Origin of the sequence: Salmonella sp. SJTUF15581 (assembly GCF_043356775.1) — a bacterium.
GTDB classification, from domain to species: domain Bacteria; phylum Pseudomonadota; class Gammaproteobacteria; order Enterobacterales; family Enterobacteriaceae; genus Salmonella; species Salmonella enterica.
Genome location: NZ_JBEUJY010000023.1, coordinates 1 through 15,762 on the forward strand (window position 1 = coordinate 1; position 15,762 = coordinate 15,762).

Annotated in this window: 11 protein-coding genes and 1 pseudogene; 11 read left to right on the forward strand and 1 reads right to left on the reverse strand. The window is 50.4% G+C overall.

The features are described 5' to 3' along the window. The 10 genes from tuf to ABVN36_RS23570 all read left to right on the forward strand — a co-directional run. Window positions 1-1,050, forward strand: a 1,050-nt coding sequence (gene tuf, locus ABVN36_RS23525) for an elongation factor Tu (RefSeq protein WP_025712197.1), incomplete at its 5' end; no start/stop codon positions are given. A 229-nt stretch (window positions 1,051-1,279) separates the two neighbouring features. Continuing rightward, window positions 1,280-1,663 carry a preprotein translocase subunit SecE gene (gene secE / locus ABVN36_RS23530; RefSeq protein ID WP_001275691.1) on the forward strand — a complete coding sequence of 128 codons (384 nt, stop codon included), beginning with the start codon at window positions 1,280-1,282 and terminating at the stop codon, window positions 1,661-1,663. A gap of 1 nt (window position 1,664) precedes the next feature. Continuing rightward, window positions 1,665-2,210 (forward strand): transcription termination/antitermination protein NusG, encoded by a 546-nt coding sequence (nusG, locus tag ABVN36_RS23535; protein WP_001287521.1) that lies wholly within the window; start codon window positions 1,665-1,667, stop codon window positions 2,208-2,210. Window positions 2,211-2,367: 157 nt separating this feature from the next. Then, on the forward strand, window positions 2,368-2,796 hold the full coding sequence (gene rplK, locus ABVN36_RS23540) for a 50S ribosomal protein L11 (RefSeq protein WP_001085926.1): 429 nt from the start codon (window positions 2,368-2,370) through the stop codon (window positions 2,794-2,796). A gap of 3 nt (window positions 2,797-2,799) precedes the next feature. Continuing rightward, on the forward strand, window positions 2,800-3,504 hold the full coding sequence (gene rplA / locus ABVN36_RS23545; RefSeq protein WP_001096676.1) for a 50S ribosomal protein L1: 705 nt from the start codon (window positions 2,800-2,802) through the stop codon (window positions 3,502-3,504). A 419-nt stretch (window positions 3,505-3,923) separates the two neighbouring features. Continuing rightward, entirely contained in the window at window positions 3,924-4,421 is a 498-nt protein-coding gene (rplJ, locus tag ABVN36_RS23550) for a 50S ribosomal protein L10 (protein WP_001207203.1), read from the forward strand. 66 nt (window positions 4,422-4,487) lie between these two features. Then, the gene (gene rplL, locus ABVN36_RS23555; RefSeq protein ID WP_000028882.1) at window positions 4,488-4,853 is read left to right on the forward strand and encodes a 50S ribosomal protein L7/L12; all 366 of its coding nucleotides are present in this window, start codon (window positions 4,488-4,490) and stop codon (window positions 4,851-4,853) included. 317 nt (window positions 4,854-5,170) lie between these two features. After that, window positions 5,171-9,199, forward strand: a complete 4,029-nt coding sequence (rpoB, locus tag ABVN36_RS23560; RefSeq protein WP_000263105.1) for a DNA-directed RNA polymerase subunit beta — start codon at window positions 5,171-5,173, stop codon at window positions 9,197-9,199. A 76-nt stretch (window positions 9,200-9,275) separates the two neighbouring features. Next, complete coding sequence (gene rpoC / locus ABVN36_RS23565; RefSeq protein WP_000653965.1) at window positions 9,276-13,499, forward strand: DNA-directed RNA polymerase subunit beta'; 4,224 nt, start codon at window positions 9,276-9,278, stop codon at window positions 13,497-13,499. A gap of 41 nt (window positions 13,500-13,540) precedes the next feature. Further along, the gene (locus ABVN36_RS23570; protein WP_077908597.1) at window positions 13,541-13,867 is read left to right on the forward strand and encodes a hypothetical protein; all 327 of its coding nucleotides are present in this window, start codon (window positions 13,541-13,543) and stop codon (window positions 13,865-13,867) included. Window position 13,868: 1 nt separating this feature from the next. On the opposite strand, the pseudogene ABVN36_RS23575 reads toward ABVN36_RS23570, so the two are convergent. Beyond that, a pseudogene (locus ABVN36_RS23575) lies at window positions 13,869-14,212 on the reverse strand (cytoplasmic protein). 381 nt (window positions 14,213-14,593) lie between these two features. Here ABVN36_RS23575 and ABVN36_RS23580 point away from each other — a divergent pair. Next, complete coding sequence (locus ABVN36_RS23580; protein ID WP_023138024.1) at window positions 14,594-15,622, forward strand: type III secretion system effector arginine glycosyltransferase SseK1; 1,029 nt, start codon at window positions 14,594-14,596, stop codon at window positions 15,620-15,622. The last annotated feature ends 140 nt before the right edge of the window (window positions 15,623-15,762 follow it).

Below are 15,762 nucleotides of genomic sequence, written 5' to 3' on the forward strand. Positions count from 1 at the left end.
GCATTCGACCAGATCGATAACGCGCCGGAAGAAAAAGCGCGTGGTATCACCATCAACACTTCTCACGTTGAATACGATACCCCGACCCGCCACTACGCACACGTAGACTGCCCGGGGCACGCCGACTATGTTAAAAACATGATCACTGGTGCTGCTCAGATGGACGGCGCGATCCTGGTTGTTGCTGCGACTGACGGCCCGATGCCGCAGACCCGTGAGCACATCCTGCTGGGTCGTCAGGTAGGCGTTCCGTACATCATCGTGTTCCTGAACAAATGCGACATGGTTGATGACGAAGAGCTGCTGGAACTGGTTGAAATGGAAGTTCGTGAACTTCTGTCTCAGTACGACTTCCCGGGCGACGACACTCCGATCGTTCGTGGTTCTGCTCTGAAAGCGCTGGAAGGCGACGCAGAGTGGGAAGCGAAAATCATCGAACTGGCTGGCTTCCTGGATTCTTACATCCCGGAACCAGAGCGTGCGATTGACAAGCCGTTCCTGCTGCCGATCGAAGACGTATTCTCCATCTCCGGTCGTGGTACCGTTGTTACCGGTCGTGTAGAACGCGGTATCATCAAAGTGGGCGAAGAAGTTGAAATCGTTGGTATCAAAGAGACTCAGAAGTCTACCTGTACTGGCGTTGAAATGTTCCGCAAACTGCTGGACGAAGGCCGTGCCGGTGAGAACGTAGGTGTTCTGCTGCGTGGTATCAAACGTGAAGAAATCGAACGTGGTCAGGTACTGGCTAAGCCGGGCACCATCAAGCCGCACACCAAGTTCGAATCTGAAGTGTACATTCTGTCCAAAGATGAAGGCGGTCGTCATACTCCGTTCTTCAAAGGCTACCGTCCGCAGTTCTACTTCCGTACTACTGACGTGACTGGTACCATCGAACTGCCGGAAGGCGTAGAGATGGTAATGCCGGGCGACAACATCAAAATGGTTGTTACCCTGATCCACCCGATCGCGATGGACGACGGTCTGCGTTTCGCAATCCGTGAAGGCGGCCGTACCGTTGGCGCGGGCGTTGTTGCTAAAGTTCTCGGCTAATCGCTGATAACATTTGACGCAATGCGCAATAAAAGGGCATCATTTGATGCCCTTTTTGCACGCTTTCACACCAGAACCTGGCTCATCAGTGATTTTATTTGTCATAATCATTGCTGAGACAGGCTCTGTAGAGGGCGTATAATCCGAAAGGCGAATAAGCGTTTCGATTTGGATTGCCTCGCGATTGCGGGGTGAAAATGTTTGTAGAATACTTCTGACAGGTTGGTTTATGAGTGCGAATACCGAAGCTCAAGGGAGCGGGCGCGGCCTGGAAGCGATGAAGTGGATAGTTGTTGCCATATTGCTGATCGTCGCAATCGTCGGCAACTACCTCTATCGCGACATGATGCTGCCGCTGCGTGCGCTGGCCGTAGTAATTCTGATTGCTGCAGCGGGTGGTGTCGCGCTGTTGACGACAAAAGGTAAAGCAACCGTTGCTTTTGCCCGTGAAGCGAGAACCGAAGTCCGTAAGGTCATTTGGCCGACTCGCCAGGAAACGCTGCACACCACGCTGATCGTCGCTGCGGTTACCGCAGTTATGTCACTGATCCTGTGGGGACTGGATGGTATTCTGGTTCGCCTGGTATCCTTTATCACTGGCCTGAGGTTCTGAGATGTCTGAAGCACCTAAAAAGCGCTGGTACGTCGTTCAGGCGTTTTCCGGTTTTGAAGGCCGCGTAGCCACATCGCTGCGCGAGCATATCAAATTACACAATATGGAAGAGCTGTTTGGCGAAGTCATGGTGCCGACTGAAGAAGTCGTTGAGATCCGTGGCGGCCAGCGTCGCAAAAGCGAACGCAAATTCTTCCCGGGTTACGTTCTGGTCCAGATGGTCATGAACGACGCAAGCTGGCACCTGGTGCGTAGCGTGCCGCGTGTGATGGGCTTTATCGGCGGTACCTCTGACCGTCCGGCGCCGATCAGCGACAAAGAAGTCGATGCGATCATGAACCGCCTGCAGCAGGTTGGCGATAAGCCGCGGCCGAAAACTCTGTTTGAACCGGGTGAAATGGTTCGTGTTAACGACGGTCCGTTCGCAGACTTTAACGGCGTTGTCGAAGAAGTCGATTATGAGAAGTCTCGCCTGAAAGTGTCTGTTTCTATCTTCGGTCGTGCGACCCCGGTAGAGCTGGACTTCAGCCAGGTTGAGAAAGCGTAAGGCTGCGATCAAAAAAGCAGCGATCTAATCGTTGCATAGGGCGCGAAATTGACATACAATTTCGCGCCTTTTGTTTTTATGGGCCTTATGCCCATAAAGCGATATTTATCACGGGGAGCTTCTTTGAAGCGATACTACCCAATTCGAGGAATTTAGAATGGCTAAGAAAGTACAAGCCTACGTCAAGCTGCAGGTTGCAGCTGGTATGGCGAACCCTAGTCCGCCGGTTGGTCCAGCACTGGGTCAGCAGGGTGTGAACATCATGGAATTCTGCAAAGCGTTCAACGCAAAAACTGATTCCATCGAAAAAGGTCTGCCGATTCCGGTTGTTATTACCGTTTACGCTGACCGTTCTTTCACCTTCGTTACCAAAACGCCTCCGGCAGCTGTTCTGCTGAAAAAAGCGGCTGGTATCAAGTCTGGTTCCGGCAAGCCGAACAAAGACAAAGTAGGTAAAATTTCCCGCGCTCAGCTGCAGGAAATCGCGCAGACCAAAGCTGCCGACATGACCGGTGCCGACATTGAAGCGATGACTCGCTCCATCGAAGGTACTGCACGTTCCATGGGCCTGGTAGTGGAGGACTAAGAAATGGCTAAACTGACCAAGCGTATGCGCGTGATCCGTGAAAAAGTTGATGCGACCAAACAGTACGACATCAACGAAGCTATTGCCCTGCTGAAAGAGCTGGCCACTGCTAAATTCAACGAAAGCGTTGACGTTGCCGTTAACCTCGGCATCGATGCTCGTAAATCTGACCAGAACGTTCGTGGCGCGACTGTACTGCCGCACGGTACTGGCCGTTCTGTTCGCGTTGCCGTATTTACCCAGGGCCCGAACGCTGAAGCAGCTAAAGCTGCTGGCGCTGAGCTGGTAGGTATGGAAGATCTGGCTGACCAGATCAAGAAAGGCGAAATGAACTTCGACGTTGTTATCGCATCCCCGGATGCAATGCGCGTTGTTGGCCAGCTGGGCCAGGTTCTGGGTCCGCGCGGCCTGATGCCAAACCCGAAAGTCGGTACCGTAACCCCTAACGTTGCTGAAGCGGTTAAGAACGCTAAAGCAGGTCAGGTTCGTTACCGTAACGACAAAAACGGCATCATCCACACCACCATCGGTAAAGTGGACTTTGACGCTGACAAACTGAAAGAAAACCTGGAAGCTCTGCTGGTTGCGCTGAAAAAAGCAAAACCGAGCCAGGCGAAAGGCGTGTACATCAAGAAAGTTAGCATCTCCACCACCATGGGTGCTGGCGTTGCCGTTGATCAGGCTGGTCTGAGCGCATCTGCGAACTAAGATTAGTCTTTACGTGGGCGGTGATTTTGTCTACAATCTTACCCCCACGATTCTGTTGAAATATAACAGAGCACTATGCGAGTCATTTGAATTGCAGCAAGGCAGCAAGTGAGTGAATCGCCAGGAGCATAGTTAACTATGTGACTGGTGTGAACGAGCGCAGCTAACACAGCTGCGGTTCAAAGGACGAAGTCATAGAAAGAATTTGTTCGTTGGAGCCTGGCCTATCCAGGCCTCCGTCGAAGACCGCAGGCGTCTCGCAAGAGGCTTAATCCCCTGCGTAGACGGTGACAGAACGCTAAGATTATTTTTGATACTCTGGCTTGTTTCTGCTCACCGTATTAAGACGCTCTTCTCGTTGAGATGAGTGAAGTGAGTTCCGGAACATGAGTTCCGGCAAACATCCAGGAGCAAAGCTAATGGCTTTAAATCTTCAAGACAAACAAGCGATTGTTGCTGAAGTCAGCGAAGTAGCCAAAGGCGCGCTGTCTGCAGTAGTTGCGGATTCCCGTGGCGTAACTGTAGATAAAATGACTGAACTGCGTAAAGCAGGTCGTGAAGCTGGCGTATACATGCGTGTTGTTCGTAACACCCTGCTGCGCCGCGTCGTTGAAGGTACTCAGTTCGAGTGCCTGAAAGACACGTTTGTTGGTCCGACCCTGATTGCATACTCTATGGAACACCCGGGCGCTGCTGCTCGTCTGTTCAAAGAGTTCGCGAAAGCGAATGCAAAATTTGAGGTCAAAGCTGCAGCCTTTGAAGGTGAGCTGATCCCGGCGTCTCAGATCGACCGCCTGGCAACTCTGCCGACCTACGAAGAAGCAATTGCACGCCTGATGGCAACCATGAAAGAAGCTTCGGCTGGCAAACTGGTTCGCACACTGGCTGCTGTACGCGATGCAAAAGAAGCTGCGTAATCGCAGTTGTCTTTATCAAGCATTTGCTTACGTATAAACTTATTCTGATATTCAGGAACAATTTAAATGTCTATCACTAAAGATCAAATCATTGAAGCAGTATCCGCTATGTCCGTAATGGACGTTGTAGAACTGATTTCTGCAATGGAAGAAAAATTCGGTGTTTCCGCTGCTGCTGCTGTAGCTGTAGCTGCTGGCCCGGCTGAAGCTGCTGAAGAAAAAACTGAATTCGACGTAATTCTGAAAGCTGCTGGCGCTAACAAAGTTGCTGTTATCAAAGCAGTACGTGGCGCAACTGGCCTGGGTCTGAAAGAAGCTAAAGACCTGGTAGAATCTGCTCCGGCCGCTCTGAAAGAAGGCGTGAGCAAAGATGACGCTGAAGCACTGAAAAAATCTCTGGAAGAAGCTGGCGCTGAAGTTGAAGTTAAATAAGCCAACCCTTCCGGTTGCAGCCTGAGAAATCAGGCTGATGGCTGGTGACTTTTTAGTCACCAGCCTTTTTGCGCTGTAAGGCGCCAGTAGCGTTTCACACTGTTTGACTACTGCTGTGCCTTTCAATGCTTGTTTCTATCGACGACTTAATATACTGCGACAGAGCGTACGTTCTGTGTAAATCGCAATGAAATGGTTTAAGCGTGATAGCAACAGGCATTGCGGAAAGTATCCATTTTCCGGTCAACAAAATAGTGTTGCACAAACTGTCCCCCGCAGGACAGATGGGTCGACTTGTCAGCGAGCTGAGGAACCCTATGGTTTACTCCTATACCGAGAAAAAACGTATTCGTAAGGATTTTGGTAAACGTCCACAAGTTCTGGATGTACCTTATCTCCTTTCTATCCAGCTTGACTCGTTTCAGAAGTTTATCGAGCAAGATCCTGAAGGGCAGTACGGCCTGGAAGCAGCCTTCCGTTCCGTGTTCCCGATTCAGAGCTACAGCGGTAATTCCGAGCTGCAGTACGTCAGCTACCGCCTTGGCGAACCGGTGTTTGACGTTCAGGAATGTCAGATCCGTGGCGTGACCTATTCCGCACCGCTGCGCGTAAAACTGCGTCTGGTGATCTACGAGCGCGAAGCGCCGGAAGGCACCGTTAAAGACATTAAAGAACAAGAAGTCTACATGGGCGAAATCCCGCTCATGACCGACAACGGTACCTTTGTTATCAACGGTACTGAGCGTGTTATCGTTTCTCAGCTGCACCGTAGTCCGGGCGTCTTCTTTGACTCCGACAAAGGTAAAACCCACTCTTCGGGTAAAGTGCTGTATAACGCGCGCATCATTCCTTACCGTGGTTCCTGGCTGGACTTCGAATTCGATCCGAAGGACAACCTGTTCGTGCGTATCGACCGTCGCCGTAAACTGCCTGCGACCATCATCCTGCGTGCGCTGAACTACACCACTGAGCAGATCCTTGACCTGTTCTTTGAGAAAGTCGTCTTCGAAATTCGCGACAACAAGCTGCAGATGGAGCTGATTCCAGAACGTCTGCGCGGCGAAACCGCGTCGTTCGATATCGAAGCTAACGGCAAAGTGTACGTTGAAAAAGGCCGTCGCATTACCGCGCGTCACATCCGTCAGCTGGAAAAAGACGATATCAAGCATATCGAAGTTCCGGTTGAGTACATCGCAGGTAAAGTCGTCTCTAAAGACTACGTTGACGAATCTACTGGCGAGCTGATCTGCGCGGCGAACATGGAGCTGAGCCTGGATCTGCTGGCTAAGCTGAGCCAGTCCGGCCACAAGCGTATCGAAACGCTGTTTACCAACGATCTGGACCACGGCCCGTACATTTCTGAAACGGTACGCGTCGACCCAACTAACGATCGTCTGAGCGCGCTGGTAGAAATCTACCGCATGATGCGCCCTGGTGAGCCGCCGACTCGTGAAGCGGCTGAAAGCCTGTTCGAGAACCTGTTCTTCTCCGAAGACCGCTATGACCTGTCTGCGGTGGGTCGTATGAAGTTCAACCGTTCTCTGCTGCGCGACGAAATCGAAGGTTCCGGTATCCTGAGCAAAGACGACATCATTGATGTCATGAAGAAGCTCATCGATATCCGTAACGGTAAAGGCGAAGTGGATGATATCGACCACCTCGGCAACCGTCGTATCCGTTCCGTCGGCGAAATGGCGGAAAACCAGTTCCGCGTTGGCCTGGTGCGTGTAGAGCGTGCGGTGAAAGAGCGTCTGTCTCTGGGCGATCTGGATACCCTGATGCCTCAGGATATGATCAACGCCAAGCCGATTTCCGCCGCAGTGAAAGAGTTCTTTGGTTCCAGCCAGCTGTCTCAGTTTATGGACCAGAACAACCCGCTGTCTGAGATTACGCACAAACGTCGTATCTCCGCACTCGGCCCAGGTGGTCTGACCCGCGAACGCGCAGGCTTCGAAGTTCGAGACGTACATCCGACGCACTACGGTCGCGTGTGTCCTATCGAAACGCCGGAAGGTCCGAACATCGGTCTGATCAACTCCCTGTCCGTGTACGCACAGACTAACGAATATGGTTTCCTTGAGACGCCGTACCGTCGTGTGGTTGATGGCGTGGTCACTGACGAAATTCATTACCTGTCTGCTATCGAAGAAGGCAACTACGTTATCGCTCAGGCGAACTCCAACCTGGATGACGAAGGCCACTTTGTAGAAGATCTGGTGACCTGCCGTAGCAAAGGCGAATCCAGCTTGTTCAGCCGTGACCAGGTTGACTACATGGACGTTTCCACCCAGCAGGTGGTCTCCGTCGGTGCGTCCCTGATCCCGTTCCTGGAACACGATGACGCCAACCGTGCGTTGATGGGTGCGAACATGCAACGTCAGGCGGTTCCGACTCTGCGTGCTGACAAGCCGCTGGTGGGTACCGGTATGGAACGTGCTGTCGCCGTCGACTCCGGTGTTACTGCAGTAGCTAAACGTGGCGGTACTGTTCAGTACGTGGATGCGTCCCGTATCGTTATCAAAGTTAACGAAGACGAGATGTACCCGGGCGAAGCGGGTATCGACATCTATAACCTGACCAAATACACCCGCTCTAACCAGAACACCTGTATCAACCAGATGCCATGTGTGTCTCTGGGCGAGCCGGTTGAACGCGGCGACGTGCTGGCAGACGGTCCGTCCACCGACCTCGGTGAACTGGCGCTCGGTCAGAACATGCGCGTGGCGTTCATGCCGTGGAACGGCTACAACTTCGAAGACTCCATCCTCGTTTCCGAGCGTGTTGTCCAGGAAGACCGTTTCACCACCATCCACATTCAGGAACTGGCGTGCGTGTCCCGTGACACCAAGCTGGGGCCGGAAGAGATCACCGCTGATATCCCGAACGTGGGTGAAGCTGCGCTCTCCAAACTGGATGAATCCGGTATCGTTTACATCGGCGCGGAAGTGACTGGCGGCGACATTCTGGTCGGTAAGGTAACGCCGAAAGGTGAAACCCAGCTGACGCCGGAAGAGAAACTGCTGCGTGCGATCTTCGGTGAGAAAGCGTCTGACGTTAAAGACTCTTCTCTGCGCGTACCTAACGGTGTCTCCGGTACGGTTATCGACGTTCAGGTCTTTACTCGCGATGGCGTAGAAAAAGACAAACGTGCTCTGGAAATCGAAGAGATGCAGCTCAAGCAGGCGAAAAAAGACCTGTCTGAAGAACTGCAGATCCTCGAAGCGGGCCTGTTTAGCCGTATCCGTGCGGTGCTGGTGTCCGGCGGCGTTGAAGCTGAGAAGCTCGACAAACTGCCGCGCGACCGCTGGCTGGAACTCGGTCTGACCGACGAAGAGAAACAAAATCAGCTGGAACAACTGGCTGAGCAGTATGACGAACTGAAACACGAGTTCGAGAAAAAACTTGAAGCGAAGCGCCGTAAAATCACCCAGGGCGACGATCTGGCGCCGGGCGTGCTGAAGATCGTGAAGGTCTATCTGGCCGTTAAACGCCGTATCCAGCCGGGTGATAAGATGGCAGGTCGTCACGGTAACAAGGGTGTTATCTCTAAGATCAACCCGATCGAAGACATGCCTTACGATGAAAACGGCACGCCGGTAGACATCGTACTGAACCCGCTGGGCGTACCGTCTCGTATGAACATCGGTCAGATTCTGGAAACCCACCTGGGTATGGCTGCGAAAGGTATTGGCGACAAGATTAACGCCATGCTGAAACAGCAGCAGGAAGTCGCCAAACTGCGCGAATTCATCCAGCGTGCCTACGATCTGGGCGCCGACGTTCGTCAGAAAGTCGACCTGAGCACCTTCAGCGATGATGAAGTGCTGCGTCTGGCAGAAAACCTGCGTAAAGGTATGCCGATTGCCACACCAGTGTTCGACGGTGCGAAAGAAGCGGAAATCAAAGAGCTGCTGAAACTGGGCGACCTGCCGACCTCCGGTCAGATCACCCTGTTCGATGGCCGTACGGGTGAACAGTTCGAACGTCCGGTAACCGTCGGTTACATGTACATGCTGAAACTGAACCACCTGGTTGATGACAAGATGCATGCGCGTTCTACCGGTTCTTACAGCCTGGTTACTCAGCAGCCGCTGGGTGGTAAGGCGCAGTTCGGTGGTCAGCGCTTCGGGGAGATGGAAGTGTGGGCGCTGGAAGCTTACGGCGCCGCCTACACCCTGCAGGAAATGCTCACCGTTAAGTCTGATGACGTGAACGGTCGTACCAAGATGTATAAGAACATCGTGGACGGCAACCATCAGATGGAACCGGGTATGCCGGAATCCTTCAACGTTCTGTTGAAAGAGATCCGCTCGCTGGGCATCAACATCGAACTGGAAGACGAGTAATTCTCGCTCAAACAGGTCACTGGTGTCGGGGTAAAACCCGACACCAGATTGTGCTAACTCCGACGGGAGCAAATCCGTGAAAGATTTATTAAAGTTTCTGAAAGCGCAGACTAAAACCGAAGAGTTTGATGCGATCAAAATTGCTCTGGCTTCGCCAGACATGATCCGTTCATGGTCTTTCGGTGAAGTTAAAAAGCCGGAAACCATCAACTACCGTACGTTCAAACCTGAGCGTGACGGCCTTTTCTGCGCCCGTATCTTTGGGCCGGTAAAAGACTACGAGTGCCTGTGCGGTAAGTACAAGCGCCTGAAACACCGTGGTGTTATTTGTGAGAAGTGCGGCGTTGAAGTGACCCAGACCAAAGTACGCCGTGAGCGTATGGGCCACATCGAGCTGGCGTCCCCGACTGCTCACATCTGGTTCCTGAAATCGCTGCCGTCCCGTATCGGTCTGCTGCTCGATATGCCGTTGCGTGATATCGAACGCGTACTGTACTTCGAATCTTATGTGGTTATCGAAGGCGGTATGACCAACCTGGAACGTCAACAGATCCTGACTGAAGAGCAGTATCTGGACGCGCTGGAAGAGTTCGGTGACGAATTCGACGCCAAGATGGGGGCGGAAGCTATCCAGGCCCTGCTGAAGAGCATGGATCTGGAGCAAGAGTGTGAAACTCTGCGCGAAGAGCTGAACGAAACCAACTCCGAAACCAAGCGTAAAAAGCTGACCAAGCGTATCAAACTGCTGGAAGCCTTCGTTCAGTCTGGCAACAAGCCAGAGTGGATGATCCTGACCGTTCTGCCGGTTCTGCCGCCAGATCTGCGTCCGCTGGTTCCGCTGGATGGTGGTCGTTTCGCCACGTCAGATCTGAACGATCTGTATCGTCGCGTCATTAACCGTAACAACCGTCTGAAGCGTCTGCTGGATCTGGCTGCGCCGGACATCATCGTACGCAACGAAAAACGTATGCTGCAGGAAGCGGTTGACGCCCTGTTGGATAACGGTCGTCGCGGTCGTGCGATCACCGGTTCTAACAAGCGTCCTCTGAAATCTTTGGCCGACATGATCAAAGGTAAGCAGGGTCGTTTCCGTCAGAACCTGCTCGGTAAGCGTGTTGACTACTCCGGTCGTTCTGTAATCACCGTAGGTCCATACCTGCGTCTGCACCAGTGCGGTCTGCCGAAGAAAATGGCGCTGGAGCTGTTCAAACCGTTCATCTACGGCAAGCTGGAACTGCGTGGCCTTGCCACCACCATCAAAGCCGCGAAGAAAATGGTTGAGCGTGAAGAAGCTGTCGTTTGGGATATCCTTGACGAAGTTATCCGCGAACACCCGGTACTGCTGAACCGTGCACCGACTCTGCACCGTCTGGGTATCCAGGCATTTGAACCGGTACTGATCGAAGGTAAAGCTATCCAGCTGCACCCGCTGGTTTGTGCGGCATATAACGCCGACTTCGATGGTGACCAGATGGCTGTTCACGTACCGCTGACGCTGGAAGCCCAGCTTGAAGCGCGTGCGCTGATGATGTCCACCAACAACATCCTGTCTCCGGCGAACGGCGAACCTATCATCGTTCCGTCTCAGGACGTGGTACTGGGTCTGTACTACATGACCCGTGACTGTGTTAACGCCAAAGGCGAAGGCATGGTGCTGACTGGCCCGAAAGAAGCTGAGCGTATCTATCGCGCAGGTCTGGCCTCTCTGCATGCGCGCGTTAAAGTGCGTATCACTGAATATGAAAAAGATGAAAACGGCGAATTCGTTGCGCACACCAGCCTGAAAGACACGACCGTTGGTCGCGCCATTCTGTGGATGATCGTACCGAAAGGTCTGCCTTTCTCCATCGTCAACCAGGCGCTGGGCAAGAAAGCGATCTCCAAAATGCTGAACACTTGCTACCGTATTCTGGGCCTGAAACCGACCGTTATTTTTGCGGACCAGACGATGTACACCGGCTTTGCTTATGCAGCGCGTTCAGGTGCGTCCGTTGGTATTGATGACATGGTCATCCCGGAGAAAAAACACGAGATCATCTCTGAGGCGGAAGCTGAAGTTGCTGAGATCCAGGAGCAGTTCCAGTCTGGTCTGGTAACCGCTGGCGAACGCTATAACAAAGTTATCGATATCTGGGCTGCGGCGAACGATCGTGTATCCAAAGCGATGATGGATAACCTGCAAACCGAAACCGTGATTAACCGTGACGGCCAGGAAGAGCAGCAGGTCTCCTTCAACAGCATCTACATGATGGCCGACTCCGGTGCGCGTGGTTCTGCGGCACAGATTCGTCAGCTGGCCGGTATGCGTGGTCTGATGGCGAAGCCGGATGGCTCCATCATCGAAACGCCAATCACCGCGAACTTCCGTGAAGGTCTGAACGTACTCCAGTACTTCATCTCCACGCACGGTGCGCGTAAAGGTCTGGCAGATACCGCACTGAAAACCGCGAACTCCGGTTATCTGACCCGTCGTCTGGTTGACGTCGCGCAGGATCTGGTGGTGACCGAAGATGACTGTGGTACGCACGAAGGTATCCTGATGACCCCGGTTATCGAGGGTGGCGACGTGAAAGAGCCGCTGCGTGACCGCGTTCTGGGCCGTGTGACAGCGGAAGATGTGCTGAAACCGGGTACCGCGGACATTCTGGTTCCACGCAACACGCTGCTGCACGAACAGTGGTGTGACCTGCTGGAAGCAAACTCCGTTGACGCCGTTAAAGTGCGTTCCGTTGTATCCTGCGACACCGACTTTGGTGTATGTGCGCACTGCTATGGTCGTGACCTGGCGCGTGGCCACATCATCAACAAAGGTGAAGCTATCGGCGTTATCGCGGCACAGTCCATCGGTGAACCGGGTACACAGCTGACGATGCGTACGTTCCACATCGGTGGTGCGGCATCGCGTGCGGCTGCTGAATCCAGCATCCAGGTTAAGAACAAAGGTAGCATCAAGCTCAGCAACGTGAAGTCGGTTGTGAACTCCAGCGGTAAACTGGTTATCACTTCCCGTAACACCGAACTGAAGCTGATCGACGAATTCGGTCGTACCAAAGAGAGCTATAAAGTGCCTTATGGCGCTGTCATGGCGAAAGGTGATGGCGAGCAGGTTGCCGGCGGCGAAACCGTGGCAAACTGGGACCCGCACACCATGCCGGTTATCACCGAAGTGAGTGGTTTCATCCGCTTCACTGACATGATCGACGGTCAGACCATTACGCGTCAGACCGACGAACTGACCGGTTTGTCTTCGCTGGTGGTTCTGGATTCGGCTGAACGTACTACCGGTGGTAAAGATCTGCGTCCGGCGCTGAAAATCGTTGATGCTCAGGGTAATGACGTTCTGATCCCGGGTACCGATATGCCTGCGCAGTACTTCCTGCCGGGTAAAGCGATTGTACAGCTGGAAGATGGCGTACAGATCAGTTCTGGTGACACCCTGGCGCGTATTCCGCAGGAATCCGGCGGTACCAAGGATATCACCGGTGGTCTGCCGCGCGTTGCCGACCTGTTCGAAGCGCGTCGTCCGAAAGAACCGGCAATCCTTGCTGAAATCGCAGGTATCGTTTCCTTCGGTAAAGAAACCAAAGGCAAACGTCGTCTGGTGATTACGCCGGTTGATGGTAGTGACCCGTACGAAGAGATGATTCCGAAATGGCGTCAGCTCAACGTGTTCGAAGGGGAACGTGTAGAACGTGGTGATGTGATTTCCGATGGTCCGGAAGCGCCGCACGACATTCTGCGTCTGCGTGGCGTTCATGCTGTGACGCGTTACATTGTTAACGAAGTTCAGGATGTATACCGTCTGCAGGGCGTTAAGATTAACGATAAACACATCGAAGTTATCGTTCGTCAGATGCTGCGTAAAGCGACCATCGAAAGCGCCGGTAGTTCCGACTTCCTGGAAGGCGAACAGGTTGAATACTCCCGCGTCAAGATCGCTAACCGCGAGCTGGAAGCGAACGGCAAAGTGGGGGCTACCTTCTCCCGCGATCTGCTGGGTATTACCAAAGCGTCTCTGGCAACCGAGTCGTTCATCTCTGCCGCATCGTTCCAGGAGACCACGCGTGTCCTGACCGAAGCAGCCGTTGCGGGTAAACGCGACGAACTGCGCGGCCTGAAAGAGAACGTTATCGTGGGTCGTCTGATTCCGGCTGGTACCGGTTATGCGTACCACCAGGATCGTATGCGCCGTCGCGCCGCGGGCGAGCAGCCAGCAACACCGCAGGTCACTGCGGAAGATGCATCTGCAAGCCTGGCAGAGCTGCTGAACGCAGGTCTGGGCGGTTCTGATAACGAGTAATCGTTAAATGGTGGAGGGGTATTTATCCCTCCACCAGCTTCATGCTGGATGCCGAATTCCGGGTCGCTTGCCTACAAGGAAAGAAAATGCCAGCGATTATTTCATTAATCTATTTAATGTTTAGTCTTTTGGTATTTACAAAAAAGATAACTATTTCAAACGTTCTGTCCGCTTTTTTATTGTTTCTATCGTTATATATACTTCACCATAAATCATTACTTATATTTATTTATTGTCTTATTATTATTGTCGCCACCGTTATTCTTCTTCGAGTCAAAATCAGCGCGGATAAAAAAGCCGTATTTTATTTTTCAATGCCATGCTGGCTCTTGATTTTATCTGTAATTATAAATTTAATGTGTAAATGAATTATTTTTTCATAACTCTTGTTTCTCGCATTATTTGTGAAAACTCATTGTCACTGGTTATATGAATAAATTGTCCAGTTTTTGCATTATATTTTGCCATCGCACAGGGAAGACTATTACCGCCGTTAGCCATAACAAATTTTGCTTTTGTATTACGATAAAGATTGACGCCAGGAATGGGGTCTTGACCGAATGTATAAGGCGTTGGGACAATTACATTATGTTTGTTTGAGAACCACTTTGCTAAAATCCCGTCAACGCCATCAACCGGCGTAATAAAAGTAGAGAATCCACAATACTCAAAATTGAATTTTTTACCATTGGGTTTCTTTTTTTCTGTAACATTAAATCCAAATGTGACTTTAAATTTATCCCATAAATCTAAGTTATTAAAGTCTATTGGCTCGCCATTATAAAATACCTGCTGTTCATACATTAAATGATAAACCTGTTTTATTGGTTGTTTACGCGGGAAATTTTAAATCATTAAATGAAGCATTTAATTCCATTAAGGTCTTTGTTTTACCTTATTACAGGAATTATAAATATGATGTCATTTCTGGAATAAAAAACAAAGTTAACAAGCTATTTATTTAATTGCTCACTAGTAGGGTATTTATGTATCCACCGGTTAATGCTTAATTTAGCATCTTTTAGCTGACAGCGATTGCAACGCTAAAAAACATGTGCTAATAATCATCATGTAAAATATGTAATGAAGTAAGCATGGAGCATTTAATTGTTATGATCCCACCATTAAATAGATATGTTCCCGCGCTTTCAAAAAATGAATTGGTTAAAACTGTTACCGACAGGGACATTCAGTTTACAAGTTTTAATGGAAAAGATTATCCCTTGTGCTTTTTAGATGAGAAAACCCCTCTACTTTTCCAGTGGTTTGAGCGGAATCCTGCTCGCTTTGGGAAAAATGATATACCTATAATTAACACAGAGAAAAACCCCTACCTTAACAATATCATTAAAGCAGCAACAATTGAAAAAGAACGTCTTATAGGTATTTTTGTAGATGGTCATTTTTTCCCGGGACAAAAGGATGCTTTTTCAAAACTTGAGTATGACTATGAAAACATAAAAGTCATATATAGAAATGATATTGACTTTAGCATGTACGATAAAAAATTATCAGAAATTTATATGGAAAATATTTCTAAGCAAGAATCCATGCCAGAAGAAAAAAGGGATTGTCATTTACTGCAGCTATTGAAAAAAGAATTGAGTGATATTCAAGAGGATAATGATTCATTAATTAAATCTTACTTACTGGATAAAGGCCATGTATGGTTTGATTTTTACAGGAATATGGCTATGTTAAAGGCTGGTCAGTTATTCCTGGAGGCGGATAAGGTTGGGTGTTATGATTTATCAACAAATAGTGGGTGTATATATCTCGATGCTGATATGATTATCACGGAAAAATTGGGGGGTATATATATTCCGGATGGAATCGCTGTTCATGTAGAAAGGATAGATGGCCGTGCTTCTATGGAGAACGGGATAATAGCTGTTGATCGCAATAACCACCCGGCTTTACTTGCTGGATTGGAAATAATGCATACTAAATTTGATGCTGATCCCTATTCTGATGGTGTATGTAATGGAATTAGAAAACATTTTAATTATTCTTTAAATGAAGATTATAATTCTTTTTGCGATTTTATTGAGTTTAAGCATGATAACATTATAATGAATACCAGTCAGTTTACGCAAAGTTCATGGGCGAGGCATGTGCAGTAGTGGAAATGGCAATAATCATGCTATTGAATACATAAAATATTGGCATAAACTATCAAGTTTCGGCGAAAAAATATTTGATGCTCAGTTTTCTCTACTACAGCCAACTTTAAAATCGCAGTGCTGTTCAGAACGGACATAAA